Annotated in this window: 16 protein-coding genes; 14 read left to right on the plus strand and 2 right to left on the minus strand. The window is 48.2% G+C overall.

What is annotated here, in order from left to right:
* The first annotated feature begins 16 nt into the window (after positions 1-16).
* The 9 genes from WJT86_RS07125 (at position 17) to WJT86_RS07165 (ending at position 7389) form a co-directional block, all read left to right on the plus strand.
* Entirely contained in the window at positions 17-1360 is a 1344-nt protein-coding gene (locus WJT86_RS07125) for a pyruvate dehydrogenase complex dihydrolipoamide acetyltransferase (RefSeq protein WP_346336855.1), read from the plus strand.
* 87 nt (positions 1361-1447) lie between these two features.
* On the plus strand, positions 1448-2869 hold the full coding sequence (gene lpdA, locus WJT86_RS07130) for a dihydrolipoyl dehydrogenase (RefSeq protein ID WP_346336856.1): 1422 nt from the start codon (positions 1448-1450) through the stop codon (positions 2867-2869).
* Positions 2870-2984: 115 nt separating this feature from the next.
* Positions 2985-3944, plus strand: coding sequence for a lipoyl synthase (lipA, locus tag WJT86_RS07135; protein ID WP_346336857.1), 960 nt, complete (start codon positions 2985-2987; stop codon positions 3942-3944).
* Positions 3945-3952: 8 nt separating this feature from the next.
* A complete protein-coding gene (locus WJT86_RS07140; RefSeq protein ID WP_346336858.1) occupies positions 3953-4414 on the plus strand; it encodes a type II toxin-antitoxin system RatA family toxin in 462 nt (153 codons plus the stop codon).
* A gap of 11 nt (positions 4415-4425) precedes the next feature.
* A complete protein-coding gene (locus WJT86_RS07145) occupies positions 4426-5115 on the plus strand; it encodes a helix-turn-helix transcriptional regulator (RefSeq protein WP_346336859.1) in 690 nt (229 codons plus the stop codon).
* A gap of 91 nt (positions 5116-5206) precedes the next feature.
* A complete protein-coding gene (locus WJT86_RS07150; protein ID WP_346336860.1) occupies positions 5207-5575 on the plus strand; it encodes a VOC family protein in 369 nt (122 codons plus the stop codon).
* A 1-nt stretch (position 5576) separates the two neighbouring features.
* Entirely contained in the window at positions 5577-6218 is a 642-nt protein-coding gene (locus tag WJT86_RS07155; protein WP_346336861.1) for a type 1 glutamine amidotransferase family protein, read from the plus strand.
* Positions 6208-6651 (plus strand): EVE domain-containing protein, encoded by a 444-nt coding sequence (locus WJT86_RS07160; protein WP_346336862.1) that lies wholly within the window; start codon positions 6208-6210, stop codon positions 6649-6651. The genes WJT86_RS07155 and WJT86_RS07160 overlap by 11 nt, the downstream gene beginning before the upstream one ends.
* Before the next feature lie 102 nt (positions 6652-6753).
* Complete coding sequence (locus WJT86_RS07165) at positions 6754-7389, plus strand: hypothetical protein (RefSeq protein ID WP_346336863.1); 636 nt, start codon at positions 6754-6756, stop codon at positions 7387-7389.
* Between the two features lie 239 nt (positions 7390-7628).
* Here WJT86_RS07165 and WJT86_RS07170 read toward each other — a convergent pair whose 3' ends face one another.
* Complete coding sequence (locus WJT86_RS07170) at positions 7629-8129, minus strand: CinA family protein (RefSeq protein WP_346336864.1); 501 nt, start codon at positions 8127-8129, stop codon at positions 7629-7631.
* On the minus strand, positions 8129-9313 hold the full coding sequence (locus WJT86_RS07175) for a bifunctional 2-C-methyl-D-erythritol 4-phosphate cytidylyltransferase/2-C-methyl-D-erythritol 2,4-cyclodiphosphate synthase (protein WP_346336865.1): 1185 nt from the start codon (positions 9311-9313) through the stop codon (positions 8129-8131). Before WJT86_RS07175 ends, WJT86_RS07170 begins: the two co-directional genes overlap by 1 nt.
* Before the next feature lie 159 nt (positions 9314-9472).
* Between WJT86_RS07175 and dusB the strand changes: the two genes are divergently transcribed.
* The 5 genes from dusB to ntrX all read left to right on the plus strand — a co-directional run bounded on the left by dusB (position 9473) and on the right by ntrX (position 16811).
* A complete protein-coding gene (dusB, locus tag WJT86_RS07180) occupies positions 9473-10471 on the plus strand; it encodes a tRNA dihydrouridine synthase DusB (RefSeq protein ID WP_346336866.1) in 999 nt (332 codons plus the stop codon).
* Positions 10472-11551 (plus strand): two-component system sensor histidine kinase NtrB, encoded by a 1080-nt coding sequence (locus WJT86_RS07185; RefSeq protein ID WP_346336867.1) that lies wholly within the window; start codon positions 10472-10474, stop codon positions 11549-11551.
* The gene (gene ntrC, locus WJT86_RS07190) at positions 11551-13038 is read left to right on the plus strand and encodes a nitrogen regulation protein NR(I) (RefSeq protein WP_346336868.1); all 1488 of its coding nucleotides are present in this window, start codon (positions 11551-11553) and stop codon (positions 13036-13038) included. Before WJT86_RS07185 ends, ntrC begins: the two co-directional genes overlap by 1 nt.
* 159 nt (positions 13039-13197) lie before the next feature.
* Positions 13198-15444, plus strand: a complete 2247-nt coding sequence (locus WJT86_RS07195; RefSeq protein WP_346336869.1) for a PAS domain-containing sensor histidine kinase — start codon at positions 13198-13200, stop codon at positions 15442-15444.
* The gene (gene ntrX / locus WJT86_RS07200) at positions 15441-16811 is read left to right on the plus strand and encodes a nitrogen assimilation response regulator NtrX (RefSeq protein ID WP_346336870.1); all 1371 of its coding nucleotides are present in this window, start codon (positions 15441-15443) and stop codon (positions 16809-16811) included. Before WJT86_RS07195 ends, ntrX begins: the two co-directional genes overlap by 4 nt.
* The last annotated feature ends 95 nt before the right edge of the window (positions 16812-16906 follow it).

Raw genomic sequence — 16906 nt, forward strand, 5'->3', positions numbered from 1 at the left:
TTTCAGGATAGTAGCAATGTCCATCAACATTCTTATGCCTGCACTTTCCCCTACAATGGAAAAGGGCAACCTTGCCAAGTGGGTGAAGAAAGAAGGCGACAAAGTAAGCCCCGGTGATGTCATCGCTGAAATCGAAACCGATAAGGCAACGATGGAAGTCGAGGCAATCGACGAGGGTGTTCTCGCAAAAATTCTTGTTCCGGAAGGAACCGCAGATGTACCAGTCAACCAGTTGATCGCTGTGATGGCTGAAGATGGTGAAGATGCGAAAGCCGTTGCTGCATCAGCCGGGCAGGGTGGTAATTCTGCTCCTGCGGCTGCGCCAGCACCAGCCGCATCACCCGCTCCGGCAGCACCTTCTGCACCTGCACCAACAATGCATACGCCTGCTTCGCCAATCTCCGCTAATACAGGTAAAATCTTTGCTTCACCCCTGGCTAAGCGCATTGCAAAGATGAATGGTATTGATCTGACAAACGTAAAGGGTACAGGCCCACGTGGTCGTATCGTTGAACGTGACGTTCGTGCCATCCTGTCTGGTGATGCACCAAAAGCTGCTTCGAGCGCTCCTGCTGCTCAGTCAGCAGCAGCTCCTGCACAGCAGACACTGGCAACAAGTGCTTCCTCTGACAGTGTCAAAGCCCTTTATGAAGCTGGCTCTTATGAGGAAATCTCGCTTGACGGCATGCGCAAGACAGTTGCCAAGCGTCTTGTTGAATCCAAGCAGACTGTTCCGCATTTCTATCTGTCGATTGATATCGAACTCGATCAGCTGATGGCTCTGCGCGGTCAGGTTAACTCATCTGCTCCGAAAGATGCTGATGGCAAGCCTGCATTCAAGCTGTCTGTCAATGACTTCGTAATCAAGGCTCTGGCTCTTGGTCTCCAGCGTGTTCCTGCTGCGAATGCAGTCTGGGCTGATGACCGTATTCTGAAGTTCAAACATTCAGATGTTGGCGTTGCTGTTGCGATTGAAGGCGGCCTGTTTACACCGGTTGTCCGTAAGGCTGAAACCAAGACACTCTCTGCCATTTCTAACGAAATGAAGGATATGGCAGCACGTGCACGCACACGTAAGCTGCGTCCTGAAGAGTATCAGGGTGGTTCAACAGCTGTTTCAAACCTTGGTATGTTTGGCATCAAGAACTTCTCCGCAGTCATTAATCCACCACACGCCACAATTCTGGCAGTTGGTGCTGGTGAAGAGCGCGTTGTTGTCAAGAATTGCCAGCCAACCGTTGTACAGGCCATGACGGTAACTCTGTCTTGCGACCACCGTGTGGTTGATGGCGCTGTTGGTGCAGAACTTCTTTCTGCCATCAAGGGGCTGATTGAAAACCCAATGACAATGCTTGCCTGATTGAGCGACTGGCGCGGGTTAACGTGCCAGTTTCATTTTATGCAGGAAGCTCCCCTGAAAAGTTCAGGGTTGATAAGGAATAAAGCTATGTCTGACACTTATGACATTATCGTCATTGGCGCGGGTCCGGGCGGCTATGTTGCTGCTATCCGTGCTGCACAACTTGGTTTTAAAGTTGCTGTTGTCGATCGCCAGCATCTGGGTGGTATCTGTCTGAACTGGGGTTGTATCCCAACCAAGGCTCTGCTGCGTTCAGCTGAAATCTATAACTACATGCACGAAGCCAAAAACTTCGGTCTGTCAGTTAAAGATGCCAATTTTGACATTAAGGCAATCATTGAACGTTCTCGTGGTGTTGCCAAGCGTCTTAACGGTGGTGTTGAGCTTCTGCTTCGCAAGAACAAGGTCGACGTGATCTGGGGCGAAGCCTCCATTGAATCCGTTGGCGTTGTAAAGGTTTCTCCAAGCGACCGTGCTGCTCCTCCAAAGGGGGCTCTCGGTGTTGGTACCTACAAGACAAAGAACATCATCATTGCAACAGGCGCACGCCCACGTGTTCTGCCAGGTCTTGAGCCAGATAAGAACCTGATCTGGACCTATTATGAAGCAATGGTTCCTGAAAAGCTGCCAAAGTCCCTGATCGTCATGGGGTCTGGTGCTATCGGTATCGAGTTTGCTTCTTTCTACAACACAATGGGTACTGAAGTGACCGTTGTAGAGGTTCTGCCGCAGATTCTGCCGGTTGAAGATGCTGAAATCGCTGCATTTGCCCGTAAGGCTTATGAAAAGCAGGGTCTTCGCATCATGACCCGCGCTAAGGTTGTCAGTGTCCAGAAGGGTGCAGACAGCATTACAGCGACAATCGAAGAAGCGAATGGCACAACCCGCCAGATTACAGCAGAAAAGCTGATCTCGGCTGTTGGTGTTGTTCCAAACACTGAAAACCTTGGCCTTGAAAAGCTGGGTGTTACCGTTGAGCGTGGTATCATCAAGACAGATGGCCGTGGTGCAACCAATGTTCCAGGTATTTATGCCATTGGTGACGTTGCTGGCGCACCTATGCTTGCCCATAAGGCTGAGCATGAAGGCGTTATCTGTGTTGAGACAATCAAGGGTATGGAAACAGAACCTATGGATCGTAACAAGATTCCTGGCTGTACCTATTCTTCACCACAGATTGCCAGCGTTGGTCTGACAGAAGCCAAGGCTATGGAAGCTGGCTATGACATTCGTGTCGGCCGTTTCCCGTTCCTTGGTAACGGTAAGGCTATTGCCCTTGGTGAGCCTGAAGGTCTTGTGAAGACAATCTTCGATCGCCAGACTGGTGCTCTGCTTGGTGCCCACATGGTTGGTGCTGAAGTGACAGAGCTCATTCAGGGCTTCATCGTGGCCATGAGCCTCGAGGCAACCGAAGAAGATCTGATGCACATTATCTTCCCGCATCCAACACTGTCAGAAATGATGCACGAAAGTGTGATGGATGCTTATGGTCGCGTGATCCATATGTAATTAAAACTGCCACCCGTGGCTTTTTGCTGCGGGTGGCATAAATACAAAACGGTTAAAGCCGCGGGCAACGCAGCTTTTCTTCCTTATGGAAACTAGGGGCGGGAAGTAGGATATTATGGCTGTTGTCATAGATTTGTTGAAGAATGATCCCCGCATCAGGCATCCTGAAAAGGCTCATCGTCCAGACCAGCCTGTGCAACTGCGCAAACCTGACTGGATCAGAGTGAAAGCCCCGGGCTCACCCAAATGGGCTGAAACCAATAAAATCGTCCGTGATAACAAGCTGGTTACAGTCTGCGAAGAAGCAGGCTGCCCGAACGTCGGTGAATGCTGGGAAAAGAAGCATGCCAGCTTCATGATTATGGGGGACACCTGCACACGCGCCTGTGCCTTCTGTAATGTCCGTACAGGTATGCCGGGCCCCTTAGATGCGGATGAGCCTCTGAATATTGCTATCGCCGTTAAAAAACTCGGACTAGAGCATGTTGTTATCACCTCTGTTGATCGTGATGATCTCAGTGATGGTGGTGCAGAGCATTTCGCTCAAGTTATTCGTGCTATCCGCGAACATTCTCCGCAAACAACAATTGAAATTCTGACGCCTGACTTTTTGAGAAAGCCCGGAGCGCTTGAAGTTGTTGTTGCCGCCAAGCCTGATGTTTTCAATCATAATCTGGAAACCGTTCCCTCAAAATATCTGAAGGTTCGCCCGGGCGCTCGTTACTTCCATTCCATTCGCTTGCTCCAGCAGGTGAAAGAACTTGATCCGACAATCTTTACGAAGTCCGGAATCATGGTTGGTTTTGGTGAAGAGCGGAATGAAGTTCTCCAGTTAATGGATGACTTACGTTCGGCTGATGTTGATTTTCTGACGATAGGTCAGTATCTCCAGCCTACACGTAAACATCATCCGGTTATCCGTTTTGTGACACCAGATGAATTCAAGGGGTTTGAGACGGCAGCTTACGCCAAGGGATTCCACCTGGTTTCGGCTTCACCGTTAACACGCTCCTCCCACCATGCTGGTGAGGACTTCAAGAAATTGAAAGCCGCACGACAGTCAAAACTTGGATAAGAGCTTTTATGCCTGCGTTCCGGACGCAAAAAACAGTTCCGCATTCTGCTGAAGAGATGTTCGCTCTTGTGGCGGATGTCGAACATTATCCAGAGTTTCTTCCGCTTTGTGAAAGCATCAACATCAAGCGTCGATTTAAGAATGATGCAGAACTTGATGTTTTCATTTCAGAAATGGTAGTTGGCTACAAGGCAATATCAGAATGTCTGACAACACGTGTAACGGCAGATAAAGACAATCTGCATATTCTTGTCGAATATGTTGATGGCCCGTTTCGCCATCTTGAGAACCACTGGCGGTTTAAGGATGAAGAGGGTGGCTGCCTTGTCGATTTTTATATTACCTATGAATTCAAGAACTTTGCTCTTGGTGTCTTGATGGGGTCTGTCTTTGATAAGGCTTTTCGCCGCTTTGTTACGGCTTTTGAAGACCGGGCCGATAAGCTTTATAGCAAAAGGACCAAGTCATAAAGGATACCGGGGTGTCGCGTTCACAGCGTCTGCTGTCTCTCATTCAAATACTCCGAAGGCACCGTTTTCCAGTTTCAGGAAATACACTTGCTGGAGAACTGAATATCAGCCTCAGAACTCTTTACCGGGATATTGCAACCCTGCAGGAGCAGGGAGCCGATATTCAGGGAGAGGCCGGTGTTGGATATGTTTTACGTCCCGGTTTTATGCTTCCCCCCTTAATGTTTTCGGAAGAAGAACTTGAGGCTTTGGTGCTTGGTATGCGTTGGGTTTCAAGAATGACGGATGAGAGCCTTGGTGCCAGTGCCCGGAATGCCCTCGCGAAAATCTCCTCTGTTCTGCCTGATGATATGAAGGATAGTCTAGAGGCAAACACGCTGCTTATCGGTCAAAGGACATCTGAAGAAACAGGTGGCATTAATTCTGCTGATCTCAGAAAATGTATCAGAGAAGAAAGCAAGATTGAAATCCGGTACCTTGATGCCCAGAATAATGAAACGACACGTATTATCTGGCCATTTGCCATTGGGTATTTTGAGAATGTGAAGATGCTTGTTGGCTGGTGTGAGTTAAGGGCAGGCTATCGCCATTTCCGGGCGGATAAAATTATTGAATTCAGAATGATTGGGCAGCGTTACCCCCGTAGACGTCAGGTGCTTTTAAAAGAGTGGTATATGCAAAGCGGTATTAAACCGCAGTAATCATGCTGACAAAAACTGACAGTAGGGCAGGTTAGGTATCTTCAAGTCGCAACCGCATGTGCATGGTTGCTTTTTTAGAAGGATACACAAAATGTTCGAGCCCAATCTCACTATTCTGTATGTCGATAGTCCGGCAAAGAGTGAAGCGTTCTATGTAAATCTGTTAGGACGTAAACCCGTTGAAAGTTCTCCGACATTTGCAATGTTTGCCTTTCCATCAGGAATGCGCCTCGCATTCTGGTCAAGGCATACGGTGGAACCTGCCATTGAAAACATCTGCTGGAGTGGGGAATTGGCTTTTCCACTATCGACGAGACAAGATGTTGATGCAGCTTTTGCGATGCTGAGTAACAATGGTCTGAAGATCATTCAACAGCCGCAGGTTATGGATTTTGGCTACACATTTGTGGCGTTAGATCCAGATGGATATCGGCTGCGTATTTATTGCCCGGAGCTCTGATATGCGGCGAGGAACAGTACATTTAGCAGTGTATGACACCATGTCTGATTGGGAAGTTGGATATGTTGCGGCATATATCAACTCTCCCGAGTTTCAGAAGGAGCCAGGCCGTTTTCAGATTAGAACTGTCGGTAAATCTCCTGATCACATCACCAGTAAAGGTGGATTGAAAATTCTGCCGGATATCAGTCTGGATATGCTCTCAGCATCTGACAGCTGTATGTTGATCATACCGGGTGGTGATATTGCTGCATCAGGAGGAATTGCCGATTTCGTTGTTGCTGCCGAGCAGTTTCTGAAAACAGGTATTCCGGTTGCTGCGATCTGTGGAGCAACGGCAGCTTTAGCACAGGCAGGTTTACTGAACGACATACCTCATACGAGTAATGCCAAGGCTTTTTTGGAGACAACAGGATATAAAGGGGCTGAGTATTATCGTGAAGAACCGGCTGTTACCGCTGGTAATCTGATTACCGCCAGTGGTGTTGCACCAGTTGAGTTTGCTTTGGAGATCTTTCGAAAACTAGATCTGTATACTGAGCGTACTCTGAACTCATGGAAAAACCTTTATAAATATCAAAAGGCAGAAGGTTTCTTTGAGCTTTTTGCCGAACAGGCAGAGAAGGGTGATCATGTCTCTTAAGCAGCCTGATACATCCCCTCGATGCTGGGTTGCCGTTGCATCGGCTGACCATGTTATGGTCGGCCGGGCAGGTGGCTTCATGCAGGTTTGTCACGGTAAGGGCGGCCCACTTCGGCGCATCAAGCCCGGAGACCGTGTCGTCTATTATTCTCCGTCGCAACAGTTCAAAGGCAAGGATAAATTACAGGCCTTTACAGCTATCGGCATTGTTGAGGAGCGTGACCCGTATCAATTTGACATGGGTGGTGGTTTTATCCCGTTTCGACGGGATGTCTCATGGTTTGATGCCAGACCTGTTCCTATTCGGCTTTTGTTAGAACAGCTTGATTTCACATCGGGCAACAAACACTGGGGCTATCAGCTTCGGTATGGTCTTTTCGAAATAAGTACACATGATATGGAGCTTATAATGCGTGTGATGACGGAGGTTTAAGAATAAGAGTTAATTGGAGGTTTTTATTCTAATATTCAGATGTATTTTTATTTGAAATATTTTACTCTTCCCTAAATGTGGTTCCACTCAGGAGGGGTAATAGTGACAATAAGGTTCTCAAAAAATAAAGGTGCTTTTGTTTTAAGCTTAACTGCCTCTTTATTCTTGTTCGCAGGATGTACACCTAAACCATCTGAGAGATATATGCTTTCAAGTGCCAAAAGCTTACAGCAAGGTGGAAGTCGCGTTTTTGGTTACGCAGCAAATCCTGACAGAAAAGAACTTGCAGGCTATTTAGCCGATGCAATGCAGGCGTGCCTTATTAATAGCAATAGCTCTTACTCCGGGATGGTTGTTCAAGGTCCTAAATTCGTAAAATCTGGAACATGGCAAATTGTATTGGCTGACCCAAATGTAAAAGCTGAGGACAGTCGTGAAGTTGTTGTGACAGTTGGCAATCCACCTGAAAGAGTTGGTATTCTTAAATACGTACCAAAAGAAGTTTCAATGGGTAAGGTCAGTATCGGTATCAAGCGCACCGGAGCTGTAAACCGCTCAGACCTTGTTATTGGAATTGTTATGGATACAGCAGCCGGCCTTGCACCATGTGCGGCTGTTCCTGCTACTGGAATGCCATTAGGAGGCAATAAAAGAACCCAGGCTCCAAACGCAGGCGTTATACGACCAACATTCGTTCCTCCGCCTTCACCAATGCATTATCCTAAATTTTATCGCTGAATGAAAAAAGGGCTGGAAATACTCCAGCCTTTTTTTAAGTAAACCAGTAACGGGTTAGATCAAAAAAATTGAGGTTGAGAACGTTACTGAAACCAGCCTGTACAGAACACCGCCATGACCTTCAGTCATACGTCTTGAACACTCTTAATTGAATCGTGTGCAAGCAATTACTGGTTCTCATGAATAGTATTTGATGAGAAAAAAAAGCATGCAGGTAAAGGGCTGTTTTTGCGCCTAACTTAGTCAGTCATAACCGTCAGCATATCCAGTGCTGTACGAACTGCGCTTAAGCGAACTTCGGTACGGTTTTGGCTTTCAAACAGGCATTTCTTAACAACCGGCTGTTCATTGCGATGAACTATGGCCAGAAATACTAACCCGACGGGCTTATCCGTACTACCACCCGTTGGGCCTGCTATTCCGGTAACAGAAATCGCAACATCTGCCAGAGAATGTTCTAATGCACCGATGGCCATGGCTTCTGCAACTTCTGCGCTAACAGCACCATGCTTTACAATGAGCTCTTCTGGTACGCCAATTGATTGCGCTTTGGCCTCATTTGAGTAAGTGACAAAACCACGCTCAACAACAGCTGATGAGCCAGAGACATCCGTCAGGCAGCCTGCAATCAATCCACCCGTACAGGATTCCGCCGTGACAATTTTCAAGCCAGCTGCTGCATAGCTCTGGATGATTTTTTGAGCTTTTTCCTGAATATCATCTGGGAAGATTGAACTCATTAAAAGTTCTCCGGAATCCTGATTGTTGCAACTGATTGTGCTGCCAAACCTTCGTGTCTGCCAATAAAGCCAAGCTTTTCCATTGTGGTTGCTTTAATAGAAACACTGCTTTCAGGTATGCCAGCAATTTCAGCAATGCGTTTACGTATTTCTTCGCGATAGGGTGACAGCTTCGGAGCTTCACACATCATAGCCGTATCCAGATGGTCAATGATACCGCCTCGATCCCTGACACGCTGGCAGGCAAAAGCCAGAAACCGGTCGGAAGAGGCGCCTTTCCATTGCGGATCACTGGGGGGAAAGTGGGTTCCGATATCACCATCCGCAATGGCACCCAAAACGGCATCGGTTAAGGCATGTAAAACAACATCTCCATCAGAATGAGCAAGGACCCCTTTATTATGAGGGATTTTTACGCCACCAATCCAGACATGATCGCCCTCTGTCAGAGCATGAACATCGTAGCCAAGACCTGTACGGGTAATCATATGATGTCCTTCATGTTCAAGAGTTTGTTCCATTTTCTCAAAATCAGCCTGATAGGTGAGTTTAATATTTAAGGGATCACCCTCAAAAACTGTAACACTATGACCGGCCCATTCCATCAATGCCCCGTCATCCGTGAAATCATTACGGCCTAATGTCTGTGCGTCATGATGTGCTTGTTGTAATACAGCCTGTCTGAATGCCTGCGGTGTTTGAACTGCGCGTAACGCATTACGATCAGGTGTCGCAATCACACGACCATTGTCGTCAACCTGCTTGATCGTATCCGTAACAGGTGTGCCCGGAACAGCAGCAATGTCATTTTGGACTGAATTGATTGCCCGGTTTATGAGTTCAGCAGATACATTTGGCCTTGCAGCATCATGAATGAGAACAACATCAACAGATTGCAGGGCTTTGATACCTGCATAGACAGATTCCTGACGTGTTGCTCCACCCCAGACAGGAGGGCAAAGTTTATGTTTATGGATAGAAATCTCAGCAATGGCCTGATTGTATAGAGCCAGATCATCCTGATGAATGACAACCTGAATTTTCGCAATAGCCTCATGAGACAGAAAGCATTCTAGTGTTCTTTCCAGAACGGACTTTCCCCCTAACAGACGGTATTGTTTCGGGAGGTCGCCGCCAAGCCGCGCGCTTCTACCGGCCGCTACAATGATGACACCCGTTTTCATGAATACAGATCCTCAAGAATGCTTTTTTATTGTTCTAACTCATTTTTGGGCTAAAGAAACTGTCATTTCAAAAATGATATGCATTACCTGTTGCTTGCGAAAGCCTGCTAGGCTAATTTTTAGGCACGATGAAATTTGATTATAAAATAGGCGCCCAAGATGTTGCATAGCTGGTCCATCGGCAATGTTGCAATACAAGGGCGAACAATTCTAGCTCCACTTTCAGGAGTGACTGACCTGACATTTCGCCAGATCGCCAAGCGTTTTGGTGCGGCTCTTGTTGTTTCTGAAATGGTTGCATCAGATGGTTTGGTGCATGGCAGTGAAGAAGCCCGCTTACGTTCTGATGGCGCAGGCATTACGCCCCATGTTATTCAGCTGGCTGGTCGCACACCATATTGGATGGCAGAAGGGGCAAGGGTCGCAGAAGCATCCGGTGCTGCTATTATTGATATCAACATGGGCTGCCCAGCCAAGAAAGTAACGGGTGGCTACTCCGGCTCCGCACTGATGCGTGATTTGCCATTGGCAACAGATATTATCGCGGCAACAGTTGCTGCGTGCTCAGTACCAGTCACTGTTAAAATGCGCCTTGGTTGGGATTGCTCATCAATTAATGCACCAGAACTTGCACGTCGTGCACAGGACTTAGGCGCTCAGGCCATTACCGTTCATGGACGGACACGGCAGCAGTTTTATAAAGGGCAGGCGGACTGGAATGCTATTGCAGAAATTTCAGAGGCTTTGGATATTCCGGTTATTGCGAACGGTGATATCTCTTCAGAAGCAGATGCCCGCGCATGTATGGCTGCCGCCAAAACAGATTTCGTGATGATTGGACGTGCCTCCATGGGGCGGCCCTGGCTGGTTGGGCAGATCGGGGCGGCCCTTGATAAGCAACCAGTTCCGATGCCAACACCTGAAGAGCGTGCTTTAGCTGCATGTGAGCATTATGAAGGGCTGCTTTCAAGCTATGGCCCAAGAATAGCAATAAAGCATGCTCGAAAACATCTTGCAGCCTATGCTGATATTGCGGTTCAGGATGGCTTTTTGGTTAGTGACGAAGATCGCCGCGAGCTTGTTATTTCACAAGACCCTAAAAGGGTTTTTGAATTGCTTTCACGTCTCTTTTCCCAACCCGGGAGGAAAGCTGCATAAATGTTTGATGCCAATGACATCCTGACGGCTCTGCCATTGCCTGTTGTTCTTCTGGGAGAACATAACGAAATACTTTATGCAAACTCTGCTGCTGAAACTTTCTTTGCTGTCAGTGCCAAAGTCATGCTGCGTCAGACATTAAGTGATCTGGTGCCCTTTGGTTCGCCAGTCTTTACTCTTGTGGAGGACGTGCGCCAGAAACATACGAGTGTCACTGAGCACGGACTTGATATCGGCACTCCGAAAATCGGCCTTGATCGGCAGGTTGATATCTCCGTTCAGCAGATGGATACCGATCAGGGGCAGGGCATTCTTCTTATGCTCCGAGAGCGTACAATGGCGGAGAAGCTTGACCAGCAACGCGTTAATAACCGCGGAGCGACACGCTCTCTTTCTGCTCTTGGTTCAATGCTGGCCCATGAAATCAAGAATCCATTATCTGGAATTCGTGGGGCCGCTCAGCTTCTGGAATTGTCTGGAAGTGAGGATGATCGCGCACTCACACAGCTAATCTGTGATGAAACAGATCGCATTGTGAAGCTCGTTGACCGTATGGAAGTTCTCGGCCTGACGTCTCCCTCAGAACGGGAACCCGTCAATGTTCATGGCGTAATGGATCAGGTTAAGCGTGTTGCGCAATCCGGGTTTGCCAGCAATATCCGGTTTGTTGAAGTATATGATCCATCACTGCCGCCTGTTTTAGCCAATCGTGACCAGCTCGTTCAGGTGCTGCTGAACCTTGTAAAGAATGCCGCTGAAGCTGTTGCAGATAAAAGAGATGGGGTCATTACCCTGACAACGGCCTACAGGACAGGTGTACGTGTTCAGTTTCAGGGAACACGGGAGCGCATCAGCTTACCAATTGAGCTGTCCATACAAGATAACGGACCGGGTATCCCTGAAGATATTCTGCCTGATCTTTTTGATCCGTTTATCACAACCAAAGCGCAGGGGTCTGGTCTTGGCTTACCGCTGGTGACCAAGATCATTAATGAGCATGGCGGCATTGTTGAATGCGATCCGACAAGCGGCAAAACAACTTTTCGCATTCTCATGCCCATGTATCGGGAGAGCTTTTAATGTCCTCAGGAAACATACTTCTGGCTGATGATGATATGGCCATTCGCACCGTTTTAAACCAGGCGTTGTCGCGGGCCGGATATCAGGTGCGCTCAACGGGGAATGTCGCCACACTCTGGAACTGGGTTTCACAAGGAGAGGGTGATCTTGTACTGACAGACGTTGTGATGCCGGATGGTAATGTTTTTGATTTGTTGCCTAAAATCAAAAACTTAAGGCCAGAACTTCCAGTGATAGTTATGAGTGCGCAAAATACCTTTCTGACAGCCGTTAAAGCTTCAGAACGAGGCGCATATGAATATTTGCCAAAGCCTTTTGATCTGAAAGAACTGATCAATACGGTTGGCCGCGCTATGACACAAAAACGTGATAATTTGGCTGGAATAGCAACAGCTAAAGAGGAAGAGAATATTCCCTTGGTGGGCAGATCGCCTGCTATGCAGGAAATTTATCGTTCCCTCGCACGTCTGATGCCAACCGATCTGACCGTCATGATTACGGGTGAATCCGGAACTGGTAAGGAGCTGGTTGCCCGCGCTCTGCATGATTATGGCAAGCGCAAGCACGGGCCATTTGTTGCCGTCAATATGGCTGCTATTCCGCGAGAGCTGATTGAATCTGAGCTGTTTGGACATGAAAAGGGGGCCTTTACAGGAGCGGATAACCGAAGCAGCGGCCACTTTGAGCAGGCAGAAGGCGGAACCCTTTTTCTGGATGAAATCGGTGATATGCCGATGGATGCGCAAACACGGCTCCTGCGCGTTCTCCAGCAAGGCGAATACACCACCGTTGGCGGACGAAAGCCCATTAAAACCAATGTCCGTATTGTTGCGGCAACCAACAAGGATCTCCGTGGACAGATCAAGGAAGGGCTGTTTCGGGAAGATTTGTTCTTCCGGTTAAATGTTGTACCGCTTCGTTTGCCGCCTTTGCGGGAGCGTCTTGAAGATATTCCCGATCTCATTCGTCATTTCTTCTCTCTTATTGAGCAGGAAGGCCTTTCTCGAAAACAGCTTGATGCTGGAGCAATGGACCGTCTGAAGAAGTATCAGTGGCCCGGAAACGTCCGCGAACTTGAAAATATGGTGCGCAGGCTCGCAGCTCTGTATCCTCAGGATATTATCAGCTCAGCAATTATTGAAGTTGAGCTTGGGCAGAACCAGCATGCACAGACACTCGACTATGCCCCAAGATCAGCTGAGCGGACATCTGGACAGGCTGGCACAGCTCAGCTTTATCAGGGCAGTCTATCTGAGGCTGTTGAGCAGCATCTTTCAGAGTACTTCGGGAAATTTCCGGACAGTCTTCCACCGGCCGGGTTGTATCACCGAATCATTCGTGAGGTAGAAACACCTTTACTGGTTGCGGCCCTCGCTGCCACCAATGGTAATCAGATCAAGGCAGCAGAGCTTCTGGGAGTAAACCGAAATACATTGAGAAAGAAGCTTAGAGATTTGAATTTAAAAACAATTCGGATCAATAGCTGAGCAGGTTGTCTACAGTTCGGACGTCTGGCAGGTGTAATAATTTGACCACAGTGTGGTTATCATGCATCACTGTTGCGACCATTCGTATATTTGCCGCATTTCTTTCTGATGAGGAAGATATCGAATAACCGACTAAAGCAACAGACGGGCTTTTCCGAATTGGGATATAGCAGAACACAAAAAAAGGCCCCACTTGCAAACGATGGTAATAAGCGTGGTGCGCATATCATCGGTTTGACAGCAGTCTTTCTATCTCTTTTTGTTGCGGCACTGACATTTGCAGTTCTGGCAGGTCTAACACCTATTTTGCCAACGCATAATGTTGTTCTCACGGTTTTCTTTATCAATTTTGCCGTTGTTTTCCTGCTAATCTTGGTTATTGCCTGGCAGGCCCGGAAAGTCTGGAAGGCCCGCACAGCAGGTCTAGCTGCTTCAGGGCTTCACCGTCAGGTGATGGGGTTGTTTGGCCTTGTCGCCATTCTGCCGGCAGTATTTCTGGCTGTTGCGGGAACAGTGACATTGCGACGTGGCCTGAATCCCTGGTTTACGGGTGATGTTCAGAACCTGATGAATATGACACTGAGCATGGCGCAGGCCTACCGGGAAAGCCAGTGTCAAAGTCTGGCTCGCGAAACGCAGCTGATGGCTGCTGATTTGACGCGTGCCCGCGTTCTCTATTCCGTTGACCGTGAGGTCTTCCGTGAGTTTATGCGGTCAAGGGCCGTATTTCTTGGTTTTCCTGTTGCTCTGCTTTTAGAACCAACAGATGCTAAAGTTATTGAGAAGGTAGAAATTCGGAAGCCTGATAACTTCAGCTATCCGGATGCCAATGATATTCGCGATGTAAGTGATAAGGACGCAACCTGTCTTATTCCCCGTGAAGGCAATGTCTATAGCGCAATACTAAAAATTCCTGATCTGGAAGGTAAAATCCTTTATGTTGCGCGTGGCGTCGATCCGTTTGCCACTATGTTCCCGGCAATTGCCGAGGCGGGTGTTACAGAATATCAGCTCATTGAGCAGAAGAACGCTGCTATTCAGATTACCTTCCCGATCATGTTCGCCCTTATCGCCTTGATTGGGTTGCTGTCAGCAACATGGTTTGGTCTGAACTTTGCCAATCGGCTGGTCGCGCCAATCCGCCGTCTTATTCATGCGACAGATCAGGTTGCGATTGGTAACTTTTATGTTCAGGTGCCTGTCAGGTCTCAAGATGGCGATATCGCTCATCTTGGTGAAACCTTCAATAAAATGACTTCTGAGCTGAGAAATCAGCATGATGGCCTGACTGAAGCGAATGAAATAATTGATCGTCGCCGCCGCTTTACGGAAGCCGTACTTGCCGGTGTTTCGGCGGGGGTTATTGGTCTAGACGAGAAACGTAAGATTTCTCTGGTCAATCCATCCGCAACAGTACTTTTGCAGGAGACAGAAGAGGCGCTTATTGGTCGTCACATTACAGATGTGCTTCCTGAAATTACGCCAATTCTGGATGAGACGGAAAATTCTCGTCAGAAGTTCTCCAGCGGACAAATGACAATTAAACGTAATGAGCGTGAAAGAACGCTCAACATCAAGATTACCAATGAGATAAACAACAATCAGGATAATGAGCTGGTTATCACTATTGATGACATTACAGACCTTATTCTGGCCCAGAGAACATCAGCCTGGGCCGATGTTGCCCGACGGATCGCCCATGAGATCAAAAATCCTCTGACCCCAATTCAGTTGTCGGCAGAGCGGATACATCGCAAATACGGCAAGGTTATCATAACTGACCGCGAAGTGTTTGATCAGTGTACGGCAACGATTGTACGTCAGGTTGAGGATATCAAGCGGATGGTGGATGAGTTCTCTTCATTCGCCCGAATGCCCAAGCCAACAATCGGTGAAGACGATCTGGTTGAGACTGTCCGTCAGGTTGTCTTTATGCTGCGCATTTCCAACCCGGAAATCCAGTTTATTGATGAACTTCCAGAAAGAGCGGTTCGTCTGAAGTTTGATCGCCGGCTTTTGTCTCAGGCATTCACGAATATCATTAAGAATGCCACAGAGGCCATCACTGCTATTCCGGATGAAGATCGCGGACAGGGCGTCATTAGAATCTCCATGACGAATGATCTGGAATCCGGGATTGTACTCATTACCGTGACCGACAATGGTAAGGGCTTCCCGGAAGAAGGGCGTCAGAAGCTTCTGGAGCCATACATGACAACCCGAGAGGGTGGGACGGGCCTGGGCCTGGCAATTGTTGCGAAAATTTTGGAAGACCACGGTGGTGGTCTTGAGCTTGCGGACAACCCCGATGGACGGGGAGGTCAGGTTCGGATGAGGATATCGCGCCTCATAGGAACTAAAGAAATACATGAACGTGAACAAACTGAAGATAGGGTAACGACATGAGCGCAGATATTCTCATCGTCGATGATGAAGCTGATATTCGTGATCTGGTCGCAGGTATCCTCGAAGACGAAGGGCATCGGACAAGAACAGCGAATAACTCTGATGAAGCTTTGGCAGCGATCGAAGCACGACGGCCTCATCTTGTCTTTCTAGATATCTGGCTTCAGGGCAGTAGACTGGACGGGCTTCAGGTTCTCGAACTGATCAAGGCAGAACACCCAGATCTGCCTGTTGTGATGATTTCCGGCCATGGCAATATCGAGACGGCCGTCTCTGCCATCAAGTCTGGTGCTTATGATTTTATCGAGAAGCCATTTAAAGCTGACCGGCTTGTTTTAGTTGCTGAACGCGCCCTTGAAACTTTCAGGTTACGCCGTGAAGTTAAGGATCTGAAAGCCCATTCTACCCAGGCCAGCAAGATCATTGGCTCTTCACCTGCCGCCAATCAACTCAGACAGAATATAGAACGCGTTGCAGCAACAAATGCGCGTGTCATGATCACGGGTTCCCCGGGTGCTGGTAAAGAACTGGCAGCGCGTACAATCCATGCTCTGTCCAGCCGGGCGCAAGGCTCCTTCGTTGTCATCAATGCGGCTATGATTACTCCGGAAAACATGGAAGCGGAGCTATTTGGTGTTGAGGGAGGAGACGGGAAAGCACGTCGTACGGGCGCTTTGGAAGAAGCCCATGGCGGCACCCTTTATATCGACGAGATCGCTGATATGCCTCGGGAAACTCAGAACAGGGTTTTACGTGTGCTTGTTGATCAGAACTTCCAGCGATTAGATGGGACAACGCGTGTCCATGTCGATGTCCGTATCATCTCTTCTTCCAGCCGTGATATCGCAGCTGAAATTGAGAGCGGACGTTTTCGTGAAGATCTGTTCCATCGTCTCTCTGTTGTTCCCATCAGGATTCCGTCGCTATCGGAACGGCGGGAGGATGTGCCAGAGCTGATTGAGTATTTTATGAACCAGATTACTGCAGCAACTGGCCTTGCCCAACGCAAGATCAACACCGATGCTATGGCTGTTCTGCAGTCTCATGACTGGCCCGGAAATATTCGTCAGCTACGTAATAATGTTGAACGTCTGATGATTCTTACAAGCGGTGATCCAGAGTCAGAAATCACGACCGATATGCTGCCGGCTGAAGTCGGAGCAATGATTCCTTCAACGCCGACAGGGACGGGCGGAGAGCGTCTAATGAGTCTGCCATTGCGTGAAGCGCGTGAAATCTTTGAGAAGGAATATCTTCTTGCACAGATAGCTCGCTTCAGCGGCAATATTTCGCGGACAGCTGAATTTATCGGCATGGAACGCTCCGCATTGCATAGAAAACTTAGGTCTTTGGGGTTAGGCGGATAGAACTTTAGAACAAAAAATGACTTAAGATTGGGGAACGAATACGCATCTCGCGCATTCTCCTCTTGCTAATCTTTGCAGTTCGCCGTGTAATGTAC

The sequence above is a fragment of the Hohaiivirga grylli genome, assembly GCF_039655745.1.
GTDB lineage: Bacteria > Pseudomonadota > Alphaproteobacteria > Rhizobiales > Beijerinckiaceae > Hohaiivirga > Hohaiivirga grylli.

Bases quoted from the DNA above. Each gene is read 5' to 3' on its own strand.
- WJT86_RS07175 (WP_346336865.1), bottom strand. From the start codon at position 9,313: ATGAAAACGGGTGTCATCATTGTAGCGGCCGGTAGAAGCGCGCGGCTT.
- WJT86_RS07140 (WP_346336858.1), top strand. From the start codon at position 3,953: ATGCCTGCGTTCCGGACGCAAAAAACAGTTCCGCATTCTGCTGAAGAG.
- lpdA (WP_346336856.1), top strand. From the start codon at position 1,448: ATGTCTGACACTTATGACATTATCGTCATTGGCGCGGGTCCGGGCGGC.
- WJT86_RS07150 (WP_346336860.1), top strand. From the start codon at position 5,207: ATGTTCGAGCCCAATCTCACTATTCTGTATGTCGATAGTCCGGCAAAG.
- WJT86_RS07185 (WP_346336867.1), top strand. From the start codon at position 10,472: ATGTTTGATGCCAATGACATCCTGACGGCTCTGCCATTGCCTGTTGTT.
- dusB (WP_346336866.1), top strand. From the start codon at position 9,473: ATGTTGCATAGCTGGTCCATCGGCAATGTTGCAATACAAGGGCGAACA.
- WJT86_RS07160 (WP_346336862.1), top strand. From the start codon at position 6,208: ATGTCTCTTAAGCAGCCTGATACATCCCCTCGATGCTGGGTTGCCGTT.
- ntrX (WP_346336870.1), top strand. From the start codon at position 15,441: ATGAGCGCAGATATTCTCATCGTCGATGATGAAGCTGATATTCGTGAT.
- ntrC (WP_346336868.1), top strand. From the start codon at position 11,551: ATGTCCTCAGGAAACATACTTCTGGCTGATGATGATATGGCCATTCGC.
- lipA (WP_346336857.1), top strand. From the start codon at position 2,985: ATGGCTGTTGTCATAGATTTGTTGAAGAATGATCCCCGCATCAGGCAT.
- WJT86_RS07155 (WP_346336861.1), top strand. From the start codon at position 5,577: ATGCGGCGAGGAACAGTACATTTAGCAGTGTATGACACCATGTCTGAT.
- WJT86_RS07125 (WP_346336855.1), top strand. From the start codon at position 17: ATGTCCATCAACATTCTTATGCCTGCACTTTCCCCTACAATGGAAAAG.
- WJT86_RS07170 (WP_346336864.1), bottom strand. From the start codon at position 8,129: ATGAGTTCAATCTTCCCAGATGATATTCAGGAAAAAGCTCAAAAAATC.